This is a genomic window from Paenibacillus sp. FSL H8-0315 (assembly GCF_038005365.1).
Taxonomy (GTDB): domain Bacteria; phylum Bacillota; class Bacilli; order Paenibacillales; family Paenibacillaceae; genus Paenibacillus_AQ; species Paenibacillus_AQ odorifer.
In genome coordinates this window covers 1,144,466-1,161,145 of the sequence record NZ_JBBOTA010000001.1, presented here as the reverse complement: position 1 = coordinate 1,161,145, position 16,680 = coordinate 1,144,466, and the positions used below count along the sequence as shown (strand labels likewise).

The 16,680-nt window shown below is 46.2% G+C and carries 19 protein-coding genes; all 19 read left to right on the top strand.

Annotation, left to right across the window (positions count from 1 at the left end; translation table 11 throughout):
• Positions 1-16: 16 nt before the first annotated feature.
• Positions 17-559 carry a hypothetical protein gene (locus MHB56_RS05040; RefSeq protein WP_076184017.1) on the top strand — a complete coding sequence of 181 codons (543 nt, stop codon included), beginning with the start codon at positions 17-19 and terminating at the stop codon, positions 557-559.
• A 91-nt stretch (positions 560-650) separates the two neighbouring features.
• The gene (locus MHB56_RS05035) at positions 651-1,544 is read left to right on the top strand and encodes a heptaprenyl diphosphate synthase component 1 (RefSeq protein WP_232061419.1); all 894 of its coding nucleotides are present in this window, start codon (positions 651-653) and stop codon (positions 1,542-1,544) included.
• A 9-nt stretch (positions 1,545-1,553) separates the two neighbouring features.
• Positions 1,554-2,300 (top strand): demethylmenaquinone methyltransferase, encoded by a 747-nt coding sequence (locus MHB56_RS05030; protein WP_076127632.1) that lies wholly within the window; start codon positions 1,554-1,556, stop codon positions 2,298-2,300.
• Positions 2,293-3,165 carry a UbiA-like polyprenyltransferase gene (locus tag MHB56_RS05025; RefSeq protein WP_076127498.1) on the top strand — a complete coding sequence of 291 codons (873 nt, stop codon included), beginning with the start codon at positions 2,293-2,295 and terminating at the stop codon, positions 3,163-3,165. Before MHB56_RS05030 ends, MHB56_RS05025 begins: the two co-directional genes overlap by 8 nt.
• Positions 3,165-3,767 (top strand): UbiX family flavin prenyltransferase, encoded by a 603-nt coding sequence (locus MHB56_RS05020; protein ID WP_036676229.1) that lies wholly within the window; start codon positions 3,165-3,167, stop codon positions 3,765-3,767. The genes MHB56_RS05025 and MHB56_RS05020 overlap by 1 nt, the downstream gene beginning before the upstream one ends.
• A 4-nt stretch (positions 3,768-3,771) precedes the next feature.
• Positions 3,772-4,632, top strand: coding sequence for a menaquinone biosynthetic enzyme MqnA/MqnD family protein (locus MHB56_RS05015; RefSeq protein ID WP_076127500.1), 861 nt, complete (start codon positions 3,772-3,774; stop codon positions 4,630-4,632).
• Positions 4,629-5,597: a polyprenyl synthetase family protein gene (locus tag MHB56_RS05010; RefSeq protein WP_076127501.1), complete on the top strand. Its 969-nt coding sequence runs from the start codon at positions 4,629-4,631 to the stop codon at positions 5,595-5,597. The genes MHB56_RS05015 and MHB56_RS05010 overlap by 4 nt, the downstream gene beginning before the upstream one ends.
• A gap of 99 nt (positions 5,598-5,696) precedes the next feature.
• Positions 5,697-6,140, top strand: coding sequence for a nucleoside-diphosphate kinase (gene ndk / locus MHB56_RS05005; RefSeq protein WP_076127503.1), 444 nt, complete (start codon positions 5,697-5,699; stop codon positions 6,138-6,140).
• Between the two features lie 27 nt (positions 6,141-6,167).
• Entirely contained in the window at positions 6,168-6,971 is an 804-nt protein-coding gene (locus MHB56_RS05000; protein WP_036676236.1) for a CheR family methyltransferase, read from the top strand.
• Between the two features lie 110 nt (positions 6,972-7,081).
• Entirely contained in the window at positions 7,082-7,243 is a 162-nt protein-coding gene (locus MHB56_RS04995; protein ID WP_179088774.1) for a hypothetical protein, read from the top strand.
• Between the two features lie 192 nt (positions 7,244-7,435).
• Entirely contained in the window at positions 7,436-8,605 is a 1,170-nt protein-coding gene (gene aroC / locus MHB56_RS04990) for a chorismate synthase (protein ID WP_076134686.1), read from the top strand.
• Positions 8,606-8,607: 2 nt separating this feature from the next.
• Complete coding sequence (gene aroB / locus MHB56_RS04985) at positions 8,608-9,711, top strand: 3-dehydroquinate synthase (protein WP_076184012.1); 1,104 nt, start codon at positions 8,608-8,610, stop codon at positions 9,709-9,711.
• The gene (aroH, locus tag MHB56_RS04980; RefSeq protein ID WP_341143343.1) at positions 9,705-10,079 is read left to right on the top strand and encodes a chorismate mutase; all 375 of its coding nucleotides are present in this window, start codon (positions 9,705-9,707) and stop codon (positions 10,077-10,079) included. The genes aroB and aroH overlap by 7 nt, the downstream gene beginning before the upstream one ends.
• A 431-nt stretch (positions 10,080-10,510) precedes the next feature.
• The gene (gene trpE, locus MHB56_RS04975) at positions 10,511-12,076 is read left to right on the top strand and encodes an anthranilate synthase component I (RefSeq protein ID WP_076127509.1); all 1,566 of its coding nucleotides are present in this window, start codon (positions 10,511-10,513) and stop codon (positions 12,074-12,076) included.
• Positions 12,077-12,116: 40 nt separating this feature from the next.
• Positions 12,117-13,157: an anthranilate phosphoribosyltransferase gene (gene trpD / locus MHB56_RS04970; protein ID WP_175617300.1), complete on the top strand. Its 1,041-nt coding sequence runs from the start codon at positions 12,117-12,119 to the stop codon at positions 13,155-13,157.
• On the top strand, positions 13,147-13,977 hold the full coding sequence (trpC, locus tag MHB56_RS04965) for an indole-3-glycerol phosphate synthase TrpC (RefSeq protein WP_076127512.1): 831 nt from the start codon (positions 13,147-13,149) through the stop codon (positions 13,975-13,977). Before trpD ends, trpC begins: the two co-directional genes overlap by 11 nt.
• Positions 13,970-14,647 carry a phosphoribosylanthranilate isomerase gene (locus MHB56_RS04960; protein WP_076127514.1) on the top strand — a complete coding sequence of 226 codons (678 nt, stop codon included), beginning with the start codon at positions 13,970-13,972 and terminating at the stop codon, positions 14,645-14,647. The genes trpC and MHB56_RS04960 overlap by 8 nt, the downstream gene beginning before the upstream one ends.
• On the top strand, positions 14,644-15,843 hold the full coding sequence (gene trpB / locus MHB56_RS04955; RefSeq protein WP_076127515.1) for a tryptophan synthase subunit beta: 1,200 nt from the start codon (positions 14,644-14,646) through the stop codon (positions 15,841-15,843). The genes MHB56_RS04960 and trpB overlap by 4 nt, the downstream gene beginning before the upstream one ends.
• A complete protein-coding gene (gene trpA, locus MHB56_RS04950; RefSeq protein WP_076127517.1) occupies positions 15,840-16,664 on the top strand; it encodes a tryptophan synthase subunit alpha in 825 nt (274 codons plus the stop codon). The genes trpB and trpA overlap by 4 nt, the downstream gene beginning before the upstream one ends.
• Positions 16,665-16,680 lie beyond the last annotated feature (16 nt).

Sequence of the window (16,680 nt, the reverse complement as noted above, 5' to 3'; positions counted from 1 at the left end):
AAGGGGGGGCGTGTTCATGAACAAGGCCTGGTGGGTTGGAGCCGTATTACTCTTGACTGCAACCTCTGCTGTAATATTGCCCAAAGTGGCAGATATGGATTCAACCTTACAGCAGCGAAATGGTGCAGTGGAGACTTTTACTGGCGGCCATAACACGGTGCTAGACAACGATAATCTTGTTGATGTTCTTGGCGCACTTCCATTGACCTTATCCATTGATAGCGTAGACTGGGAGGATCACGTTCTGTCTCTGGATTTAAAAGTGAGCGGAAATGATCATGAACCCCAGGAGCTTTATCGAAATATGGCACAGACTATTTCTTTTGCTTTTCAAGAAACCTCGAATGTGGATCAGCTCCTGCTGCGCATCGTGGTCATGGATAAATGGCTGGATAGCCGCCGGCTGCTGCTAGCAGGTGATATCAGACGCGCGGAGTGGTCCGTTGAACTCCAGAATGAACTTCAGTCTGCGGGTAATTTCCCCATTTCCGAGCGTCTCAAGACGGGCTTCCGTATTAGTGAGACTGAGCTCTGGAAGAAGCAGTTCATTTATCCTTGAGAAGAATAAAAGAAACTCAGTTGTATCACAGTGCGTGACAAAAAAACATGTGATATAATAGACAAGATTGTGAACAAAGGAATTAATATAAATGTCAATGGCTTCGGAGGCTGAAATGAAACCGTACTGCATACCGCAACTGGCAAAACCCTACACCGACTACGACATGATTCAGAAGCATACGGATTTGCCGCCGTTTTCTGATGGCCGGGGTCATTTGTTATATATTTTTCTAAACCATGGATCTTCTGTAAAAGGAAGTACTGGTGAGTTGTATACGCTCGTAACCGCACTTATTCAACTTGGACTAGATACACATGAGGTAATTGACCGCTCGAATGATAGACGCGGTGGAGATCCTATGCGTTCCCGTCAATTAAAGGTATTGGCTGGTGATTATTTTAGTAGCTGGTTTTACCATCTGCTTGCAAAGAGTGATCAGATTGAGATGGTTGGAATCTTGAGTAAGGCGATTGCTGATTTCAATGTCTTGAAAGCGAACCTCTATGTGAAGATGAGAGGAATCCGTCTTTCGGCTGAACAATACTTGCGGCACATGGTACAGCTCAATATGCGGCTGTTCCTTTCTTTTACGCCCATGATCGAGAATTCCTTAGTGGAATTGTGGGAGAAGTTATTGACAGAGTTCAGTCAGTGCGAAACTGTTGCCATAGAGCTTCAGCGTTGTGATAACCTTGAGAATGCAAGCAATGGTTATTGCTACTGGAAGATGCTGGAGTCAGCGACAGAGGAAGAACGCAAACAGCTTCAAGACCAGAACCTTGATCAGAAGGACTGGAAGATGCTGAAGATGAAATATAAATGTGATTCTCTGCTGACGGACAAGCTCCATCAGTCGATTCAGTCGATTCAGGGACTATTACAAAGCGTTAAAGACGAAAGCCTGCTTAGAGAGCTTGAGATAGCGCTGGATCGTATTCTCCTGCAGATGAAAGTCTCAGGACAAGCAGCCGTGGAGGGTTAGTGGATGACTATGGACAAAACTACAACTGCTGTGGGTGATAACAGCAAGCCGAAGGAACAGTTTGTGCACTCGGTGTTTGAGAGTATTGCAGGTAAATATGATTTGATGAATGACATCTTAAGCTTTCGTCGGCATAAGGCTTGGCGTAAGTTCACGATGAAGAAGATGGGTATGAAGCGCGGGGATTCAGCTGTAGACTTATGCTGCGGCACTTGCGATTGGAGCATTGCCTTGGCCGAAGCCTCACAGACAGGGAATGTGATAGGGCTCGACTTCAGTGCAGGCATGCTTGAAGTGGGGCGCCGTAAGGTGGAGGAGCGCAAGCTTCAGGACCGGATCTCTCTCGTACAGGGCAACGCTATGGAGTTGCCTTTTGAAGACAACGCATTTGATTATGCAACGATTGGTTTTGGACTCCGCAACGTACCGGATCTTGTTCAAGTGCTGAACGAGATGAAACGGGTGGTGAAGCCCGGAGGAATGGTGGTCTGCCTGGAGCTTTCCAAGCCGATGAAACAACCGTTTAAAGGTATCTATTTCTTTTATTTTCAGCGTGTACTCCCATTGCTGGGCAAGTTATTCGCTAAAAGGTATGAGCAATACAAATGGTTGCCAGAATCGCTGGCGCTGTTCCCTGACCGGGAGCAATTAGCTGCTATTTTCCGTGAAACCGGACTGCAAAAAGTGGAATCCTTCCCCTTGACCGGAGGCATCGCGGCATTACATATTGGGCTCAAGGAGAACGGGAATGTTTAAGAAAATCGGTATCTTTTTACAAATGATCAAGTTTGAACATACGGTATTTGCTTTACCTTTTGCTTTTATGGGCGCTTTACTTGGTTCCGTTGTCATGTTTGGCACGCTACCTACCTGGAGCCAGATTGGTTGGATCGTAGTGGCTATGTTTGGGGCACGGAGCGCTGCTATGGGGCTGAATCGACTGATTGACCGGATAAGTGATGCTAAGAATCCACGCACAGCGGGAAGAGCTATTCCTGCAGGATTATTGAAGATCGGTGAAGTCGTCATTTTTATCGGCATTTCGTTTTTCTTACTCTTTTGGGCAGCCTTTAAGCTGAATCCTTTGTCGGCCAAGCTCTTGCCGATCGCAGTTTTCCTTCTTGTCATTTATTCATTTACTAAGCGCTTTACATGGGCCTGCCATCTTATCCTCGGTCTGACCATTGCGCTTGCACCTTTAGGCGGTTGGGTAGCTGTAACTGGTAGTGTGAATTGGACTTCAATGGTATTTTATTTCACTATTGTGTTTTGGACTGCAGGTTTTGATGTAATTTATTCTTGTCAGGATGTTGAGTTTGATCTAAAAGAGGGCTTGAAGTCCATTCCGGTTCGGTTCGGGGTTCAAGGTGCACTCTTTATTGCCCGCGTATTTCACATTCTCACGGCGATTGGTTTCGTATCGTTGCTGTTTATGACGGATTTAAGCTGGTGGTATGTAGCAGGCATGATCATCGCATATATCATTCTCTTTTATGAGCACTACATTGTATCTCCGAGTGACCTGAGCCGTCTGCAGACTGCTTTTTTCACTATGAACGGCGTATTGAGCATCGTGGTGTTCTCTTTCACTTTGATTGACTTGGTGGTGCAGTTCTACTAATGACGCTTACTAAACCGAAAAACATCGTGGTTGGAATTACAGGAGCAAGCGGTGCGATATATGGTGTTCGTCTAACTGAAACCTTGCTGTCACTAGGCTACTCCGTGCATTTGGTAGTTAGCAATGCGGGCTGGCGCGTATTTAAAGAAGAACTTGGCTATATCGCATCAGACCGGGAGGGCTTTTTGAACGAAAGGTTCAAAGGCTATCCCGGTTCTCTGCTTTATCATCCTGTTGCGGATATCGGCGCATCCATTGCAAGTGGTTCGTTTCGTGTGGAAGGGATGATTATTATGCCTTGCTCTATGGGAACATTATCCGCGGTAGCGAATGGGACCTCTGATAATCTGATGACACGTGCTGCTGACGTTATGCTCAAGGAAGGCCGCCCACTGGTACTTGTACCTCGTGAGACTCCACTGCATGCTATTCATCTAGAGAATATGTTGAAGCTGTCCCGTCTGGGAGTTCGGATGATTCCCGCAATGCCGGCTTTTTATTTTGGGCCGCAAAGTATGGATGATCTGATTAATTTCATGGTGGGCAAAGTGCTTGACAGCTTTAATATTGAACACAATTTATTTCGAAGATGGGGGGATTGAAAGGATGGACAATAACAGCCACACCATCATTGGCAAAATCAGCTATACCAACTCATGGCCGGTATTTCACAATTTTCATCCCTCTGCACTGAAATATCCTGCAGAGATGGTGAGTGAGGTACCTGCCATTCTTAATCAGGGGATGAGCCGTGGAACTATTCATGTAGGTGCTTTATCCTCTTTTGCTTATGCTGAGGCCAGTGACAAATTATTACTTCTACCTGATTTATCGGTTAGCGCGGACGGTCCTGTGAGATCAATATTCCTTTTTTCCAGGGTGCCATTTGCTCAGATTGGCAGCGGTAAGATCGCTGTTACGAATACTTCTGCAACCTCAGTAAATTTGCTGAAAATTTTAATGGAAAAAGCTTTTGGCAATAAACCGGAGTATATTAGCGCTAATCCTGATTTGGATGACATGATGCATGAAGCGGATGCCTGTTTATTAATTGGTGATAATGCTATTAAGGCCTCATGGCAGGATCAAGGTTATATCGTTACTGATCTAGCTGAGGTTTGGAAGGAATGGACGGGCTTAGGGATGACCTTTGCGGTCTGGGCAGTGAATCGAAAGGCTGCGGAGGACAAACCGGAAGCTATTTCTGAGATTGCAGAGGCTTTTGCCGAGAGTAAAATGCGGGGATTGAGAGATTTAGATCCTATTGTACAAGCAGCTTGTTCTAACATTGGAGGAACAAAGTCTTATTGGGAAGGGTACTTCCGCAATTTATGTTATGATTTTGGAGAAAGGCAGCAGCAAGGTTTGAACCTCTATTTCCGCTATGCCTATGAGATGGGCCTGCTGCCGCAGGAAGTGAAGATGGAGATTTGGAGCCATAAACTGTTGACACGGGTGAAAGAATGAAACGACTGCAAATATTCGGATTACTGAACAGAGATATGGATCAGATTGAAAAAGAGCTGTACCGCAGTGTACAGGGGGATGACGATCTGCTTACAGAAACCTCCCTGCATTTATTAAAGGCAGGCGGCAAAAGATTACGTCCCGTATTTGTCCTAATGGGCGGGAAATTCGGTAAGTATGATCTGGAAAAACTGAAACGGGTGGCGATACCGTTAGAGTTGATCCATAGCGCTTCACTGGTCCATGATGATGTGATCGACGATGCAGAATTGCGCCGTGGTGAACTCACCGTGAAAGCAAAATGGGGCGATAAAATTGCCATGTACACTGGTGACTACATATATGCAAAAGCGCTGGTTATGACTACGGAGCTGAAGAATCCACGAATTCATCAAATTCTGTCTAAGGCGATGATCGAAATGTCGATCGGAGAGATGGAGCAGATTCGTGACTTTTTCAACAGTGAGCAAAGTGTACGTCATTATCTACGGCGTATCCGCCGCAAAACAGCCCTGCTGATTGCAGTTAGCTGCCAACTCGGCGCTCTTGCTGCTGAGGCAGATCCAGAAGTAGCTCGTCTGCTTTATAATTATGGATATAACGTGGGTATGGCGTTCCAGATTCGTGATGATTTACTGGATCTCTCAGGCACAGAGAAACAGATCGGTAAACCTCCGGGCAGTGATATGCGGCAAGGAAACATTACACTTCCAGTGATTTATAGTCTTGAGGATGAGCGACTGCGCGAGTCATTGCTTGAGGAACTGAAGTCTATACGTGAGGGACATAGCACGGTAGGACATGCGATTGATCTCATTCTTTCCGGAGACGGAATCGCCCGTTCTGAGGAGCTCGCTTCACGTTATATCGACAAGGCGCTGGCGGCGCTGGAACAATTGCCTAACAATAAGACTAAGCGCAATCTGCGCGATATTGCGTATTTTATAACAGGAAGAAGTTATTGATCTTCTGGTGAGATTGAAATTAAACGTTTCCAGAAAGCAATGTTTCTGTTAAGATAGCGTCAAAACAACCCTTCAAATGGGAAAATGGAGAGTGCTTCTATGGAAAAGACGTATCTGATGGTCAAGCCTGATGGAGTTCAACGTGGATTAATAGGGCGTATTGTTGCCCGCTTTGAGGATAAGGGGTTTAAATTGGTCGCTGCTAAACTGATTACAGTGAGTGAGGATCAAGCGAAAAGACATTATGCTGAGCATGCAGGCAAAGACTTTTTTTCAGAGCTGGTCTCTTTCATCACTTCAGGTCCAGTGTTTGCAATGGTATGGGAAGGCGATGATGTCGTAACTTTATCCCGGACACTCATAGGCAAAACAAAAGTTGGAGAAGCTCTGCCAGGCACGATTCGTGGCGACTTTGCCAGCCATACACCACTTAATTTAATTCATGGATCAGACTCGCCTGAAAGTGCAGAACGGGAAATTGCTAATTTCTTTGCTCCAGATGAACTGAATCAGTATAACAAAGACATCGCAGTCTGGATGTAAGGTCCAGGTGGGAGGCAGGGGATTAACATGTCTGATCGTAATGTTGCAGCATTAACAACAGATCCAGATTATAGCGGATTTATTCACAACGTTAAACAAAGCACCGGAATTGATCTGGCTCAATATAAAGAAGCGCAGATGAAGCGGCGTTTGACGACTCTTCGGATGAAGAATGGGTATCATACCTTCAGTGATTTTTTTGCAGCGATGATGAAAAATAAGGACTTATTTTATGAATTTTTAGATCGAATGACGATCAATGTCTCTGAGTTCTGGCGGAATCCGAATCGCTGGGAAGTTTTGCGGGATATTATCCTCCCTGACCTCCAGCAGTCGGGCCGCAAATTAAAGCTGTGGAGCGCGGCATGTTCCACAGGCGAAGAGCCTTACACGCTGGCTATGATTTTGTCGGACAAGAATATATTGGCGCAGACAGGTATTCTTGCCACTGACATTGATGATGGCGCTTTATCCAAAGCAAAGCAGGGTCTTTATTTGGAACGTTCTTTAAAGGATGTGCCGAAAGACGTGGCAGCACGTTATTTTACGCCGGAAGGTCCTGTCTTTAAGGTCAGCGATTCACTTAAGAAAAACATAGATTTCCGCAAACAAAATTTGCTCTTGGACAAGTTCGACGAAGGTTTCGATCTTATTATTTGTCGCAATGTAATGATCTATTTTACTGAAGAGGCGAAGAACAAGCTCTATCATAAGTTTTCGGCTAGCTTACGTCCGGGTGGTTATTTGTTTGTGGGCAGCACAGAGCAAATCTTTACACCGGCTCAATATGGCTTTGAATCGACGGAAACTTTTTTCTATCGTAAAAAATAAATACTTTTTGATCCTTCGCCATTAACTTCAAAGGTATACTTTCGCAAAAGTTCAGTGATACTGGATAGTAGAATCTGTACGCTAAGTGAAAGGAAAGGAAAGTTAAACCGATGGACAAAAGCAAGGTCATTGCCGCGTACAAACGAGGCTTTATCACCGTTCGTGAGTGCGGGCAAATTCTCGGTGTGGAGGAAATGCAATTGGAGCGCCTTCTGCAGCTGGAAGAGCGTAAGTCTACATTCCCTTCACCAAGCCAGCGGCTCGGCAGCTAACAAGCTGAGGACCGAGCCGAGGAGCGCCATTCATACTCTTAAGGGTATGGATGGCGCTTTTTATTTCGGTATACATACAGTGTTTCTAGGGAGATCCCTTTCTTGTCAAAGCGGATTCCCTATACTATAATGAGCAAAGATCATAGGATTTTAGCGGTTTACAGTTTAAAAGTATAAAAGGGGGAAGACATCATGAGTTTACGCTATTTAACAGCGGGGGAAACGCACGGCCCCCAGCTAACGGCTATTATTGAGGGATTGCCAAGTAATTTAACTTTGGATTTTGAAGAGCTTAACTTTCAATTGCATCGTCGACAAAAGGGATACGGACGTGGACGCCGCATGCAGATTGAAAAAGATACGGCACAAATTGTAGGTGGAGTACGTCACGGCTATACTACGGGTGCTCCGGTAGCCTTGGTAGTAGAGAACAAGGATTGGACTCACTGGAAGAACATTATGAATATTGAACCTATTCCAGGCAGTGATGAAGAAAAACGCCGGGTAAATCGGCCGCGCCCTGGACATGCAGATTTGAATGGTGGATTGAAGTACAATCATACGGATCTTCGCAACGTTCTGGAGCGCTCCAGTGCCCGCGAAACCGCAGCCAGAGTCGCATGTGGCGCTGTAGCCAGACAGCTGCTGGCAGCTTTTGGTGTGAAAGTAGCAGGTCAAGTCATTCGCATTGGTGAAATTGAGGCACCTGCAAATGATCTGCCTATCGATGAGTTGATTGAACGGACAGAACAGTCTTCTGTCAGAGTTGTCGACAAAGAAACGGAACAGAAAATGGAGGCTTACATAGATCAGATCAAGGAAGAGGGCGACTCCATCGGTGGAATCGTTGAATGTATCGTCGAAGGACTGCCCATTGGACTTGGCAGCTATGTACAGTCAGACCGGAAGCTGGACGGGGCGATCGCTGGGGCAGTGATGTCGATTAATGCCTTCAAAGGCGTTGAAATCGGCATTGGATTTGAAGCGGGAAAATTGCGTGGATCGCAAGTCCATGATGAAATTATGTATGAAGCTTCTAAAGGATACTATCGCGCAAGCAATCGTTTAGGCGGTTTTGAAGGCGGGATGACGAATGGCATGCCGGTAGTGGTTCGTGGTGTTATGAAGCCTATTCCTACCTTGTATAAGCCACTTCAAAGTGTAGATATCGATACGAAAGAACCTTTTACAGCTCAAGTAGAACGTTCGGATGCATGTGCGGTTCCAGCGGCATGTGTGGTTTTGGAAAGCGTAGTGGCATGGGAAGTTGCCAAAGCATTTCTTGATAAATTCGGCGGGGATTCTCTCGAAGAAATTAAAGCGAATTATGAAAACTATCTTGCACAATTGGAGAGTTATTAATCATGCGTACAATCAATGTAGATTTGGGAGATCGTTCTTATCCAATCCACATCGGTAGTGGTCTGCTGCAGAACATTGCCCAGTACTGCGCTGAGGCTGGACTGTCCACTCGTAGCCCGCTACTGGTTGTGAGTGATAGTGAAGTAGCTCCACGGTATTTACCGGCGCTTGAAGAAGCTCTACGTCAGCAAGGTTATACCGTAGTAAGCCATATTATGCCGGCAGGGGAAGCATCCAAATCATTAACCGTGTATGAAGAGGTTATGACGACCGCGATTCAAGCGGGACTGGATCGCAACTCAGCGGTGTTGGCTTTAGGTGGCGGAGTTGTTGGTGATTTAGCTGGTTTTGTAGCAGCTACCTACATGCGCGGAATAGGATTTCTACAAATTCCAACGACGATTCTGGCCCATGACAGCAGCGTAGGCGGCAAAGTGGCTGTCAATCATCCACTAGCCAAAAATATGGTTGGTGCGTTCTATCAACCTTCGCTGGTGCTTTACGATTTGGATACCCTTCGCACGCTTCCGCCGCGCCAAGTCTCTTCTGGCTTAGCTGAAGTAGTGAAGCATGGTCTGATTATGGACAAAGAATTTGCATATTGGTGCCGTGAACATGCTGATGAGCTGCTTGCTTTGAATGCTGAAGCTCTCGGCTATGCCCTTGAGCGCGGTTGTGCGATCAAAGCTCATGTCGTGGCGAACGATGAACGTGAGCATGGACTTCGGGCGATCCTGAATTTAGGCCATACGATCGGCCATGCTATTGAAGCGGTTGGCGGATACGGTGTGTTTTTGCACGGTGAAGCGATTGCGATTGGTATGGCGGGTTCGGCGCTGCTGGCTGTAAAGCTTGGACGTGACCGATCCATCTATGAGGATACAGTATCTATGTTATCTGCCCTTTCACTGCCTATACAGCTTCCTTCTGAATATGATGAAGAGGAGCTAATGGAAGCAATGATGCATGATAAGAAATTCAAAGAAGGCAGAATGACTTTTATTGTGCCTGATGCCATAGGAGCTGTTAGTATTGTAAACGATGTACAGGAATCGCTTGTGCGAGAGGTTCTGGCAGAGCTTAAAAAGGAGGGGAAACCGTGGTAAATCGAGGGATTCGCGGAGCAACTACCGTGATTAATAACGAAGAAACAGAGATTTTGCGTGAAACCGTTGTGCTGCTGCGGGAGATCGTTGAACGCAATAATGTTATAGCTGAGGATATTAGCAATTTATGGATTACGATGACCAATGATCTGGATGCTACTTTTCCGGCAAGAGCCATTCGTGAGATTGAGGGCTGGGAAATGGTGCCGCTTATGTGTTCAACCGAGATCCCGGTCAAAGGCAGCCTGCCGATGTGTATCCGGTTAATGGTGCAGTTTAATACGGATAAATCACAGCGTGAGATCCGCCATGTGTATCTGAATGAAGCTCAGAAGCTTCGTCCGGATTTGTCGCAGAGTAAGTCTTAAATTTGAGTTGTGGGTTGTCAATGACCCTTGTCATCATGTATAGTGTAATTAGCCGAGTATAGAAGAGTTTAGTTGAGTTGAGATGAGTATAGTTGAGCAGAGTGCAAGAAATTTTTGCGAATATAAGAAAGTATAAGCTTTGTTCTATACATTCTTATATTTCACGCATATACGCTTACCGTCCTTATAAGGACGCTGAAGACGTTATGCCTGATTAGCAGTTTTTGTGTACGCAGAGTCTTTATTTTGATATGTACTGGAGTGTTATTTCACATCCGTGATGTATCTTATTTAGAGATAAGTCTGTAGGCACAACATAACGATGCTGATCATTGCTCAAAAACATATACTTACTTACACAAACCCTCTACTTTGGTAGAGGGTTTTTCTGTGTTTCGGAAAGATTTATATAACTAAGGGGGCATCTAAAAATGACGAATCCGAGTGTTCAAGAGGTGGTAAAGCTGTCGCAGGATTATAATCTGATTCCTGTTGTGAAGCGGCTGCTGGCTGATATGGAAACACCTATCCGGTTATTCCAACGTTTTGCTGAACGTGACCGCGCGTTCTTACTAGAAAGTGTAGAGGGTGGCAAACAATGGGCCCGGTATTCGTTCATCGGCAGCGATCCCTTTTTAATGATATCGGGAAAAAAGGGTGCAATTAACGTAGAGATCGACGGTAAGAAAAAACAGCTGCATGGAAAGCCGATTGAGGAGCTTAAGGCGCTGCTTCGTTCATACCGTAGCCCTAAGCTGGATGAGATGCCGCCATTTACTGGAGGAGCGATCGGATTTTTTGGATATGATCTGCTGCAATATTATGAGAAGCTTCCTGAGCATCCAGTAGATGATCTCCAAATGGATGATATCCGGTTTATGTTCTGTGATCGCATCATTGTTTTTGATCATGTGAAACAACAAATTCTCCTAGTTGGCAACCTGCATGTTAAAGACGGTGATACGGACTCAGATATCAAATCCAATTACGAAAGCTTAAGTCGTAAGCTTGAGGATATGGCCGAAGAGCTGCAGAAGGAAGGGCCTAAGGAAAATGTGAACCGCCGCAGCATTCCGCAGGATATTGAGCTGGGTGAGATTCATTCCAACCTGACTAAAGAACAATATATCAACAACGTAGAACAAGCGAAGGAATACATTCGGGCTGGCGATATTTTTCAAGTGGTGTTGTCGCAGCGCCTGCATATTGAAACGGAAGTTTCTCCACTGCATGTATACCGGATGCTCAGGACGCTTAACCCATCTCCATATATGTATTATTTGAAAATGGATGAAGAGATTATTGTTGGAACCTCACCGGAAGCGCTCGTAAAGGTAGATGGAAACCGTGTGGAGACACGGCCGATTGCCGGAACAAGACCAAGAGGTGAAAGTGAAGCTTCGGATCGTGCTTACGCCGCGGAGCTGCTGGAGGATGAAAAAGAACGTGCAGAGCATTTGATGCTAGTTGATCTAGGTCGTAATGATTTAGGAAGAGTGTCCAAATTCGGTTCTGTAAAATGTGATTCCTTTATGGAAATTGAAAGATACTCTCATGTCATGCATATGGTATCGAATGTGTCAGGCACGCTTAGCGAGGATAAAGATTTCTTTGATGCCTTTCTCTCCTGTCTGCCAGCCGGTACTGTCTCAGGAGCACCTAAGCTACGGGCAATGGAGATTATTGCTGAATTGGAGCGAGAAGCCCGTGGTGCTTATGCGGGGGCGATTGGATATTTGGGATTCTCGGGAAATATGGATTCATGTATCACCATCCGTACAATCATCTTCCGTAAGGGCAGAGCATATGTGCAGGCTGGGGCGGGTATCGTTTGGGACTCGGTTCCGGAGAAAGAGTATGAAGAGACGGTGAATAAAGCGAAGGGCATGCTAAAAGCTATTCGTATGGCAGAGGCTATGTTCCCACCCGAGATAAAAGAGAAACAAGTCATCAATCAAGATTACATGTACGCATATACCCCTGAACAGGTGGTTTGATTAATAAAAAAGATTACATTAAGGCTGGAGGATGAACATTATGGATGCAACAAAATTGATACAATCAGGAATCGCTGGACTAATCGAAGGCAAAAGTCTGACACGTGTAGAAGCACGGGATATAATGGGTGCAATCATGCTGGGAGAGGCTTCACAGGCGCAAATCGGATCACTGCTGACCGCTTTACGGATTAAGGGAGAGACCGTGGAGGAGATTACGGGGTTTGCGGAAGCCATGAGAGGTTTCGGCACACCTGTCCTTACTGAAAAAGCGCGTCTGCTAGATACATGTGGTACGGGCGGTTCCGGCATCCATAAGTTTAATATTTCTACCGCCTCAGCGATTATTTCATCAGCGGCTTCGGTACGAGTTGCCAAACATGGCAACCGCTCAGCTTCCGGTAGAGCAGGAAGTGCAGATGTACTTGAAGCTTTGGGCGTCAACATTCATCTGAATGCGGATCAGGCCCGGGAATGCTTGGATCGAATCGGCATTTGTTTTTTATTCGCGCAAATCTATCATCCTTCGATGCGGCATGCGGCGGCACCGCGTAAAGAGCTTGGAGTGCGGACGATTTTTAATATGCTTGGTCCGCTTACGAATCCCGCTGGTGCTGACCGTCAGCTGCTGGGGATTTATGATCGGAATAAGACAGAGACGGTGGCTAATGTACTGAAGGAGCTGGGGTCCAAGCGTGCGATGGTTGTTAGCAGCTTGGATGGTCTGGATGAAATCAGCATCTCGGCCCCTACATTAGTGTCTGAGCTAAAAGAGGGCATCGTAACCACGTATGAGGTAACGCCAGAGGCATTAGGTCTTAACAGACATCCACTGGAAGCTGTGCTGGGTGGAGATGCAGCTGAAAATGCGGCGATTATTACCTCGGTCCTTCAAGGGCAGATGAATCCTTATCGCGATATCGTTCTTGCTAACGCCGGAGCCTGTATATATGTTGCTGGTCTGGCAGATACCATGGCCGGAGGCGTAGAGAGAGCAAAAGATGTAGTGGATTCAGGCAAGGCACTATCCAAGCTTAATCAGCTTGTAGCTATGACGGAGGAACTTAATTATGTATCTTGATAAAATTGTCGCGACTAAGATTAAAGAGGTTGAACTGCTCAGTAAAAACTTTTCGCTGGCACAAGCAGAGCGTGATATTGCGCTTCTTCCGGCAACAAGAGGCTTTCGTAAGGCTCTGACCCAAGGGAAGAACAGAGATATGGGCTTGATCGCTGAGGTGAAGAAGGCTTCTCCTTCCAAAGGGTTGATCCGTGAAGATTTTGATCCTGTTTCCATTGCAAAAGGGTATGAAGCTGGAGGTGCAGATTGCTTATCTGTTCTGACGGACACAGAATATTTCCAGGGCAGCGCAGCTTATCTGCAGCAAGTGAAGGAAGCTGTAAATCTGCCGCTGCTTCGCAAAGATTTTATTATCGATGAGAAGCAGATCTACGAAGCACGTCTTCTCGGAGCGGATGCGGTGTTGTTGATCGTCGCTATTTTGACACCGGCACAACTGTCTCATTTTATAGATATAGCTTCAGAGCTTGGATTGGATATCTTGATTGAGGTGCATGACCAAAATGAACTGGCGGTTGTACTGAGCACAGAAAAGATAACCCAACCTAACGTTCTTCTTGGAATTAATAACCGTAATCTACGTACCTTTGAGACCTCTTTGGAGACAACAGCCGAGCTGGCAGCTCTTGTGCCGCAAGGTGTTCCAGTGATCAGCGAAAGCGGAATTTCCGGGTCAACAGACATCGACTACCTAAGAACTACTGGTGCTCACGGAGTGCTCGTTGGGGAGTATCTAATGCGTCAAGCTAACGTAGAGGATGCGGTTAACGGTTTGCTCGGGGAGCTTCCTAACGGAAAGGACCGTGTCCGGCATGGCTGAGACATTAGTAAAAATCTGTGGACTTCAGGACGTTGAAGTGCTAAAATCTATGTTACACTTACCACTAGATTATATCGGATTTGTTTTTGCACCTAGCCGCCGGAAGGTGTCCATAGAGCGTGCTGCCGAACTGATTGCAGAGCTTCCAAATTGGAAGACTGGTCAAATCCCTAAGGCTGCCGGGGTTTTCGTTAATCCGAAGCTGGATGAGTTGAACGAATTGCTGTCTGTGGTGCATTTAGATGTAATTCAGCTTCATGGACAGGAGAGTCCAGCTTTTTGCCAGCAGGTTCGCCGAGCTTATCCACAGGTTCAGGTATGGAAGGCACTGTCCGTTGCGGATCAAGAGCGGGATAAAGCTGAAAATGAATATAGCTTGGAAGATTACGCAGCTGCAGTAGATGCGGTTTTATTAGATACTTATGATCCATTGCAGAGCGGCGGCTCCGGCCGAACGTTCGCTTGGAATAAATTACCTGCTTACCAAGAAATTGCAGTACAACATGACTTGCCCTTGTTTGTGGCTGGAGGGCTTCATTCAGATAATGTTGGTGAATTGCTTGATACCTATGCCCCGTATGGGGTAGACGTGTCGAGTGGAGTAGAGACTGACGGCATTAAGGATATTCAAAAAATGACAGCTTTTGTGGAAAGGGTGAAGCAATCATGATACAAGTACCGGACCAGCATGGACGTTTCGGTTCATTCGGAGGCCGCTTCGTGCCCGAGACTTTGATGAATGCATTGATTGAGTTGGAGGAGGCTTACCGTAAGTTTTCGGCAGATCCAGCTTTTCAGGAAGAAATAGATTATCTATTAAAGCAGTATTCCGGACGGGAGACCCCGCTGTATTATGCGGAGCGTCTGAGCAAACATCTGGGAGAAGCTAAAATATATCTGAAGCGTGAAGATTTGAATCATACAGGTGCCCATAAAATTAACAATGCGATTGGTCAAGGGATTCTGGCCAAAATGATGGGAAAAACGAAAGTAATCGCTGAGACGGGTGCGGGTCAACATGGTGTAGCCACAGCTACAGTTGCAGCTTTGCTAGGAATGGAATGTAAGGTGTTTATGGGGGAAGAGGATACACGTCGCCAGGCCCTTAACGTATTCCGGATGAAGCTGCTTGGTGCAGAAGTGATTCCCGTTACTTCCGGATCTCGTACTTTAAAAGATGCCGGCAACGAAGCGCTTCGCTACTGGGTTAGCAATGTAGATGATACCTTCTATATATTGGGTTCAGCTGTAGGACCACATCCTTATCCGATGATGGTTCGTAACTTTCAGCGGGTTATTGGGGATGAAACACGGCGCCAGATTCTGGAGGCTGAAGGAAGGCTGCCGGATGTGCTGGTAGCTGCTGTAGGCGGTGGCAGTAATGCCATCGGTATGTTCTATCCATTTGTTGAGGATGAAAATGTCGGTATGATTGGTGTAGAGGCGGCTGGTAAAGGCATTGATACCCCTTTTCATGCGGCAACAATGAGTAAAGGAACTCATGGCGTATTCCAGGGATCGATGAGTTATCTCCTGCAGGATGAGCATGGACAAGTAACAGAAGCACATTCCATCTCCGCAGGCCTGGATTATCCTGGTGTGGGTCCTGAACACTCCTATCTAAAAGATATCGAACGCGCAAAATATGTCCCGATTACAGATGCAGAGGCGCTAGATGCACTGAAGCTGCTATGCGTAACGGAAGGCATTATTCCAGCGTTAGAATCGGCGCATGCGATAGCACATGTTGTAAAAATGGGTCCAACCCTTACTAAGGATGATATTGTTGTCATCTGCCTGTCAGGCCGGGGAGACAAAGACGTAGAATCCATTATGGCGTATACAGAAGGGAAGGGAACTGAATGACAACCCAAACTACAAACCGGATGGATTTGGTATTCCGGAAGCTTAAAGCTGAGAACCGGACCGCATTGATTCCTTTTCTGACTGTTGGAGATCCAGATTTGGAGACTACTCTTGCCATCATCACTGAACTGGAGACAGCAGGGGCAGATATTCTGGAGCTAGGAGTACCATACTCTGATCCGCTTGCAGACGGCCCTGTAATTCAGCGAGCATCTGCCCGGGCACTGCGGGGTGAAGTTCACCTGCGCACTTGCATGGAGACCGCGTTAAAGGCTCGTGAAGCCGGCAGCAGTTTGCCATTTATCTTGTTTTCTTATTACAATCCTATCCTGCAAATGGGTCTAGATACGTTTTTTGCTGATCTGAACAAGCATGAAATTAGCGGACTTATTATCCCGGATCTTCCCGTTGAGGAATCAGCGGAGATGCGGCGCCGTAGTGATGAAGTTGGAGTCAACCTCATTCCTTTAGTTGCACCAACCTCAAGCGAACGTATTGCCAAGATTGTATCTGGTGCGAGCGGGTTTATCTATTGTGTATCTTCATTAGGGGTGACTGGAGAAAGATCCTCTTTCCATGCGGATGTAGAAGCCTTTATTGATTCCGTTCGTCAAGCTACGGATCTGCCAGTGGCTGTAGGATTTGGGATCTCTACTGGAGAACAGGTTGCCCGGTTTGCTCAGATTTGCGATGGTGTTGTAGTAGGAAGTGCCATTGTCCGCAAAATAGAAGAGGTAATTCCGTTGCTTGATCATCCTGCTACGCGGAATGAGGGACTGTTGCAAATTCGAGAATTTGTGGCACAATTAAAAAGACCATAACAGTGTCATTCTGACC

Coding starts and splice junctions, on each gene's coding strand:
- MHB56_RS05040 (WP_076184017.1), top strand. CDS start 17: ATGAACAAGGCCTGGTGGGTTGGAGCCGTATTACTCTTGACTGCAACC.
- MHB56_RS05035 (WP_232061419.1), top strand. CDS start 651: ATGTCAATGGCTTCGGAGGCTGAAATGAAACCGTACTGCATACCGCAA.
- MHB56_RS05030 (WP_076127632.1), top strand. CDS start 1,554: ATGGACAAAACTACAACTGCTGTGGGTGATAACAGCAAGCCGAAGGAA.
- MHB56_RS05025 (WP_076127498.1), top strand. CDS start 2,293: ATGTTTAAGAAAATCGGTATCTTTTTACAAATGATCAAGTTTGAACAT.
- MHB56_RS05020 (WP_036676229.1), top strand. CDS start 3,165: ATGACGCTTACTAAACCGAAAAACATCGTGGTTGGAATTACAGGAGCA.
- MHB56_RS05015 (WP_076127500.1), top strand. CDS start 3,772: ATGGACAATAACAGCCACACCATCATTGGCAAAATCAGCTATACCAAC.
- MHB56_RS05010 (WP_076127501.1), top strand. CDS start 4,629: ATGAAACGACTGCAAATATTCGGATTACTGAACAGAGATATGGATCAG.
- ndk (WP_076127503.1), top strand. CDS start 5,697: ATGGAAAAGACGTATCTGATGGTCAAGCCTGATGGAGTTCAACGTGGA.
- MHB56_RS05000 (WP_036676236.1), top strand. CDS start 6,168: ATGTCTGATCGTAATGTTGCAGCATTAACAACAGATCCAGATTATAGC.
- MHB56_RS04995 (WP_179088774.1), top strand. CDS start 7,082: ATGGACAAAAGCAAGGTCATTGCCGCGTACAAACGAGGCTTTATCACC.
- aroC (WP_076134686.1), top strand. CDS start 7,436: ATGAGTTTACGCTATTTAACAGCGGGGGAAACGCACGGCCCCCAGCTA.
- aroB (WP_076184012.1), top strand. CDS start 8,608: ATGCGTACAATCAATGTAGATTTGGGAGATCGTTCTTATCCAATCCAC.
- trpE (WP_076127509.1), top strand. CDS start 10,511: ATGACGAATCCGAGTGTTCAAGAGGTGGTAAAGCTGTCGCAGGATTAT.
- trpD (WP_175617300.1), top strand. CDS start 12,117: ATGGATGCAACAAAATTGATACAATCAGGAATCGCTGGACTAATCGAA.
- trpC (WP_076127512.1), top strand. CDS start 13,147: ATGTATCTTGATAAAATTGTCGCGACTAAGATTAAAGAGGTTGAACTG.
- MHB56_RS04960 (WP_076127514.1), top strand. CDS start 13,970: ATGGCTGAGACATTAGTAAAAATCTGTGGACTTCAGGACGTTGAAGTG.
- trpB (WP_076127515.1), top strand. CDS start 14,644: ATGATACAAGTACCGGACCAGCATGGACGTTTCGGTTCATTCGGAGGC.
- trpA (WP_076127517.1), top strand. CDS start 15,840: ATGACAACCCAAACTACAAACCGGATGGATTTGGTATTCCGGAAGCTT.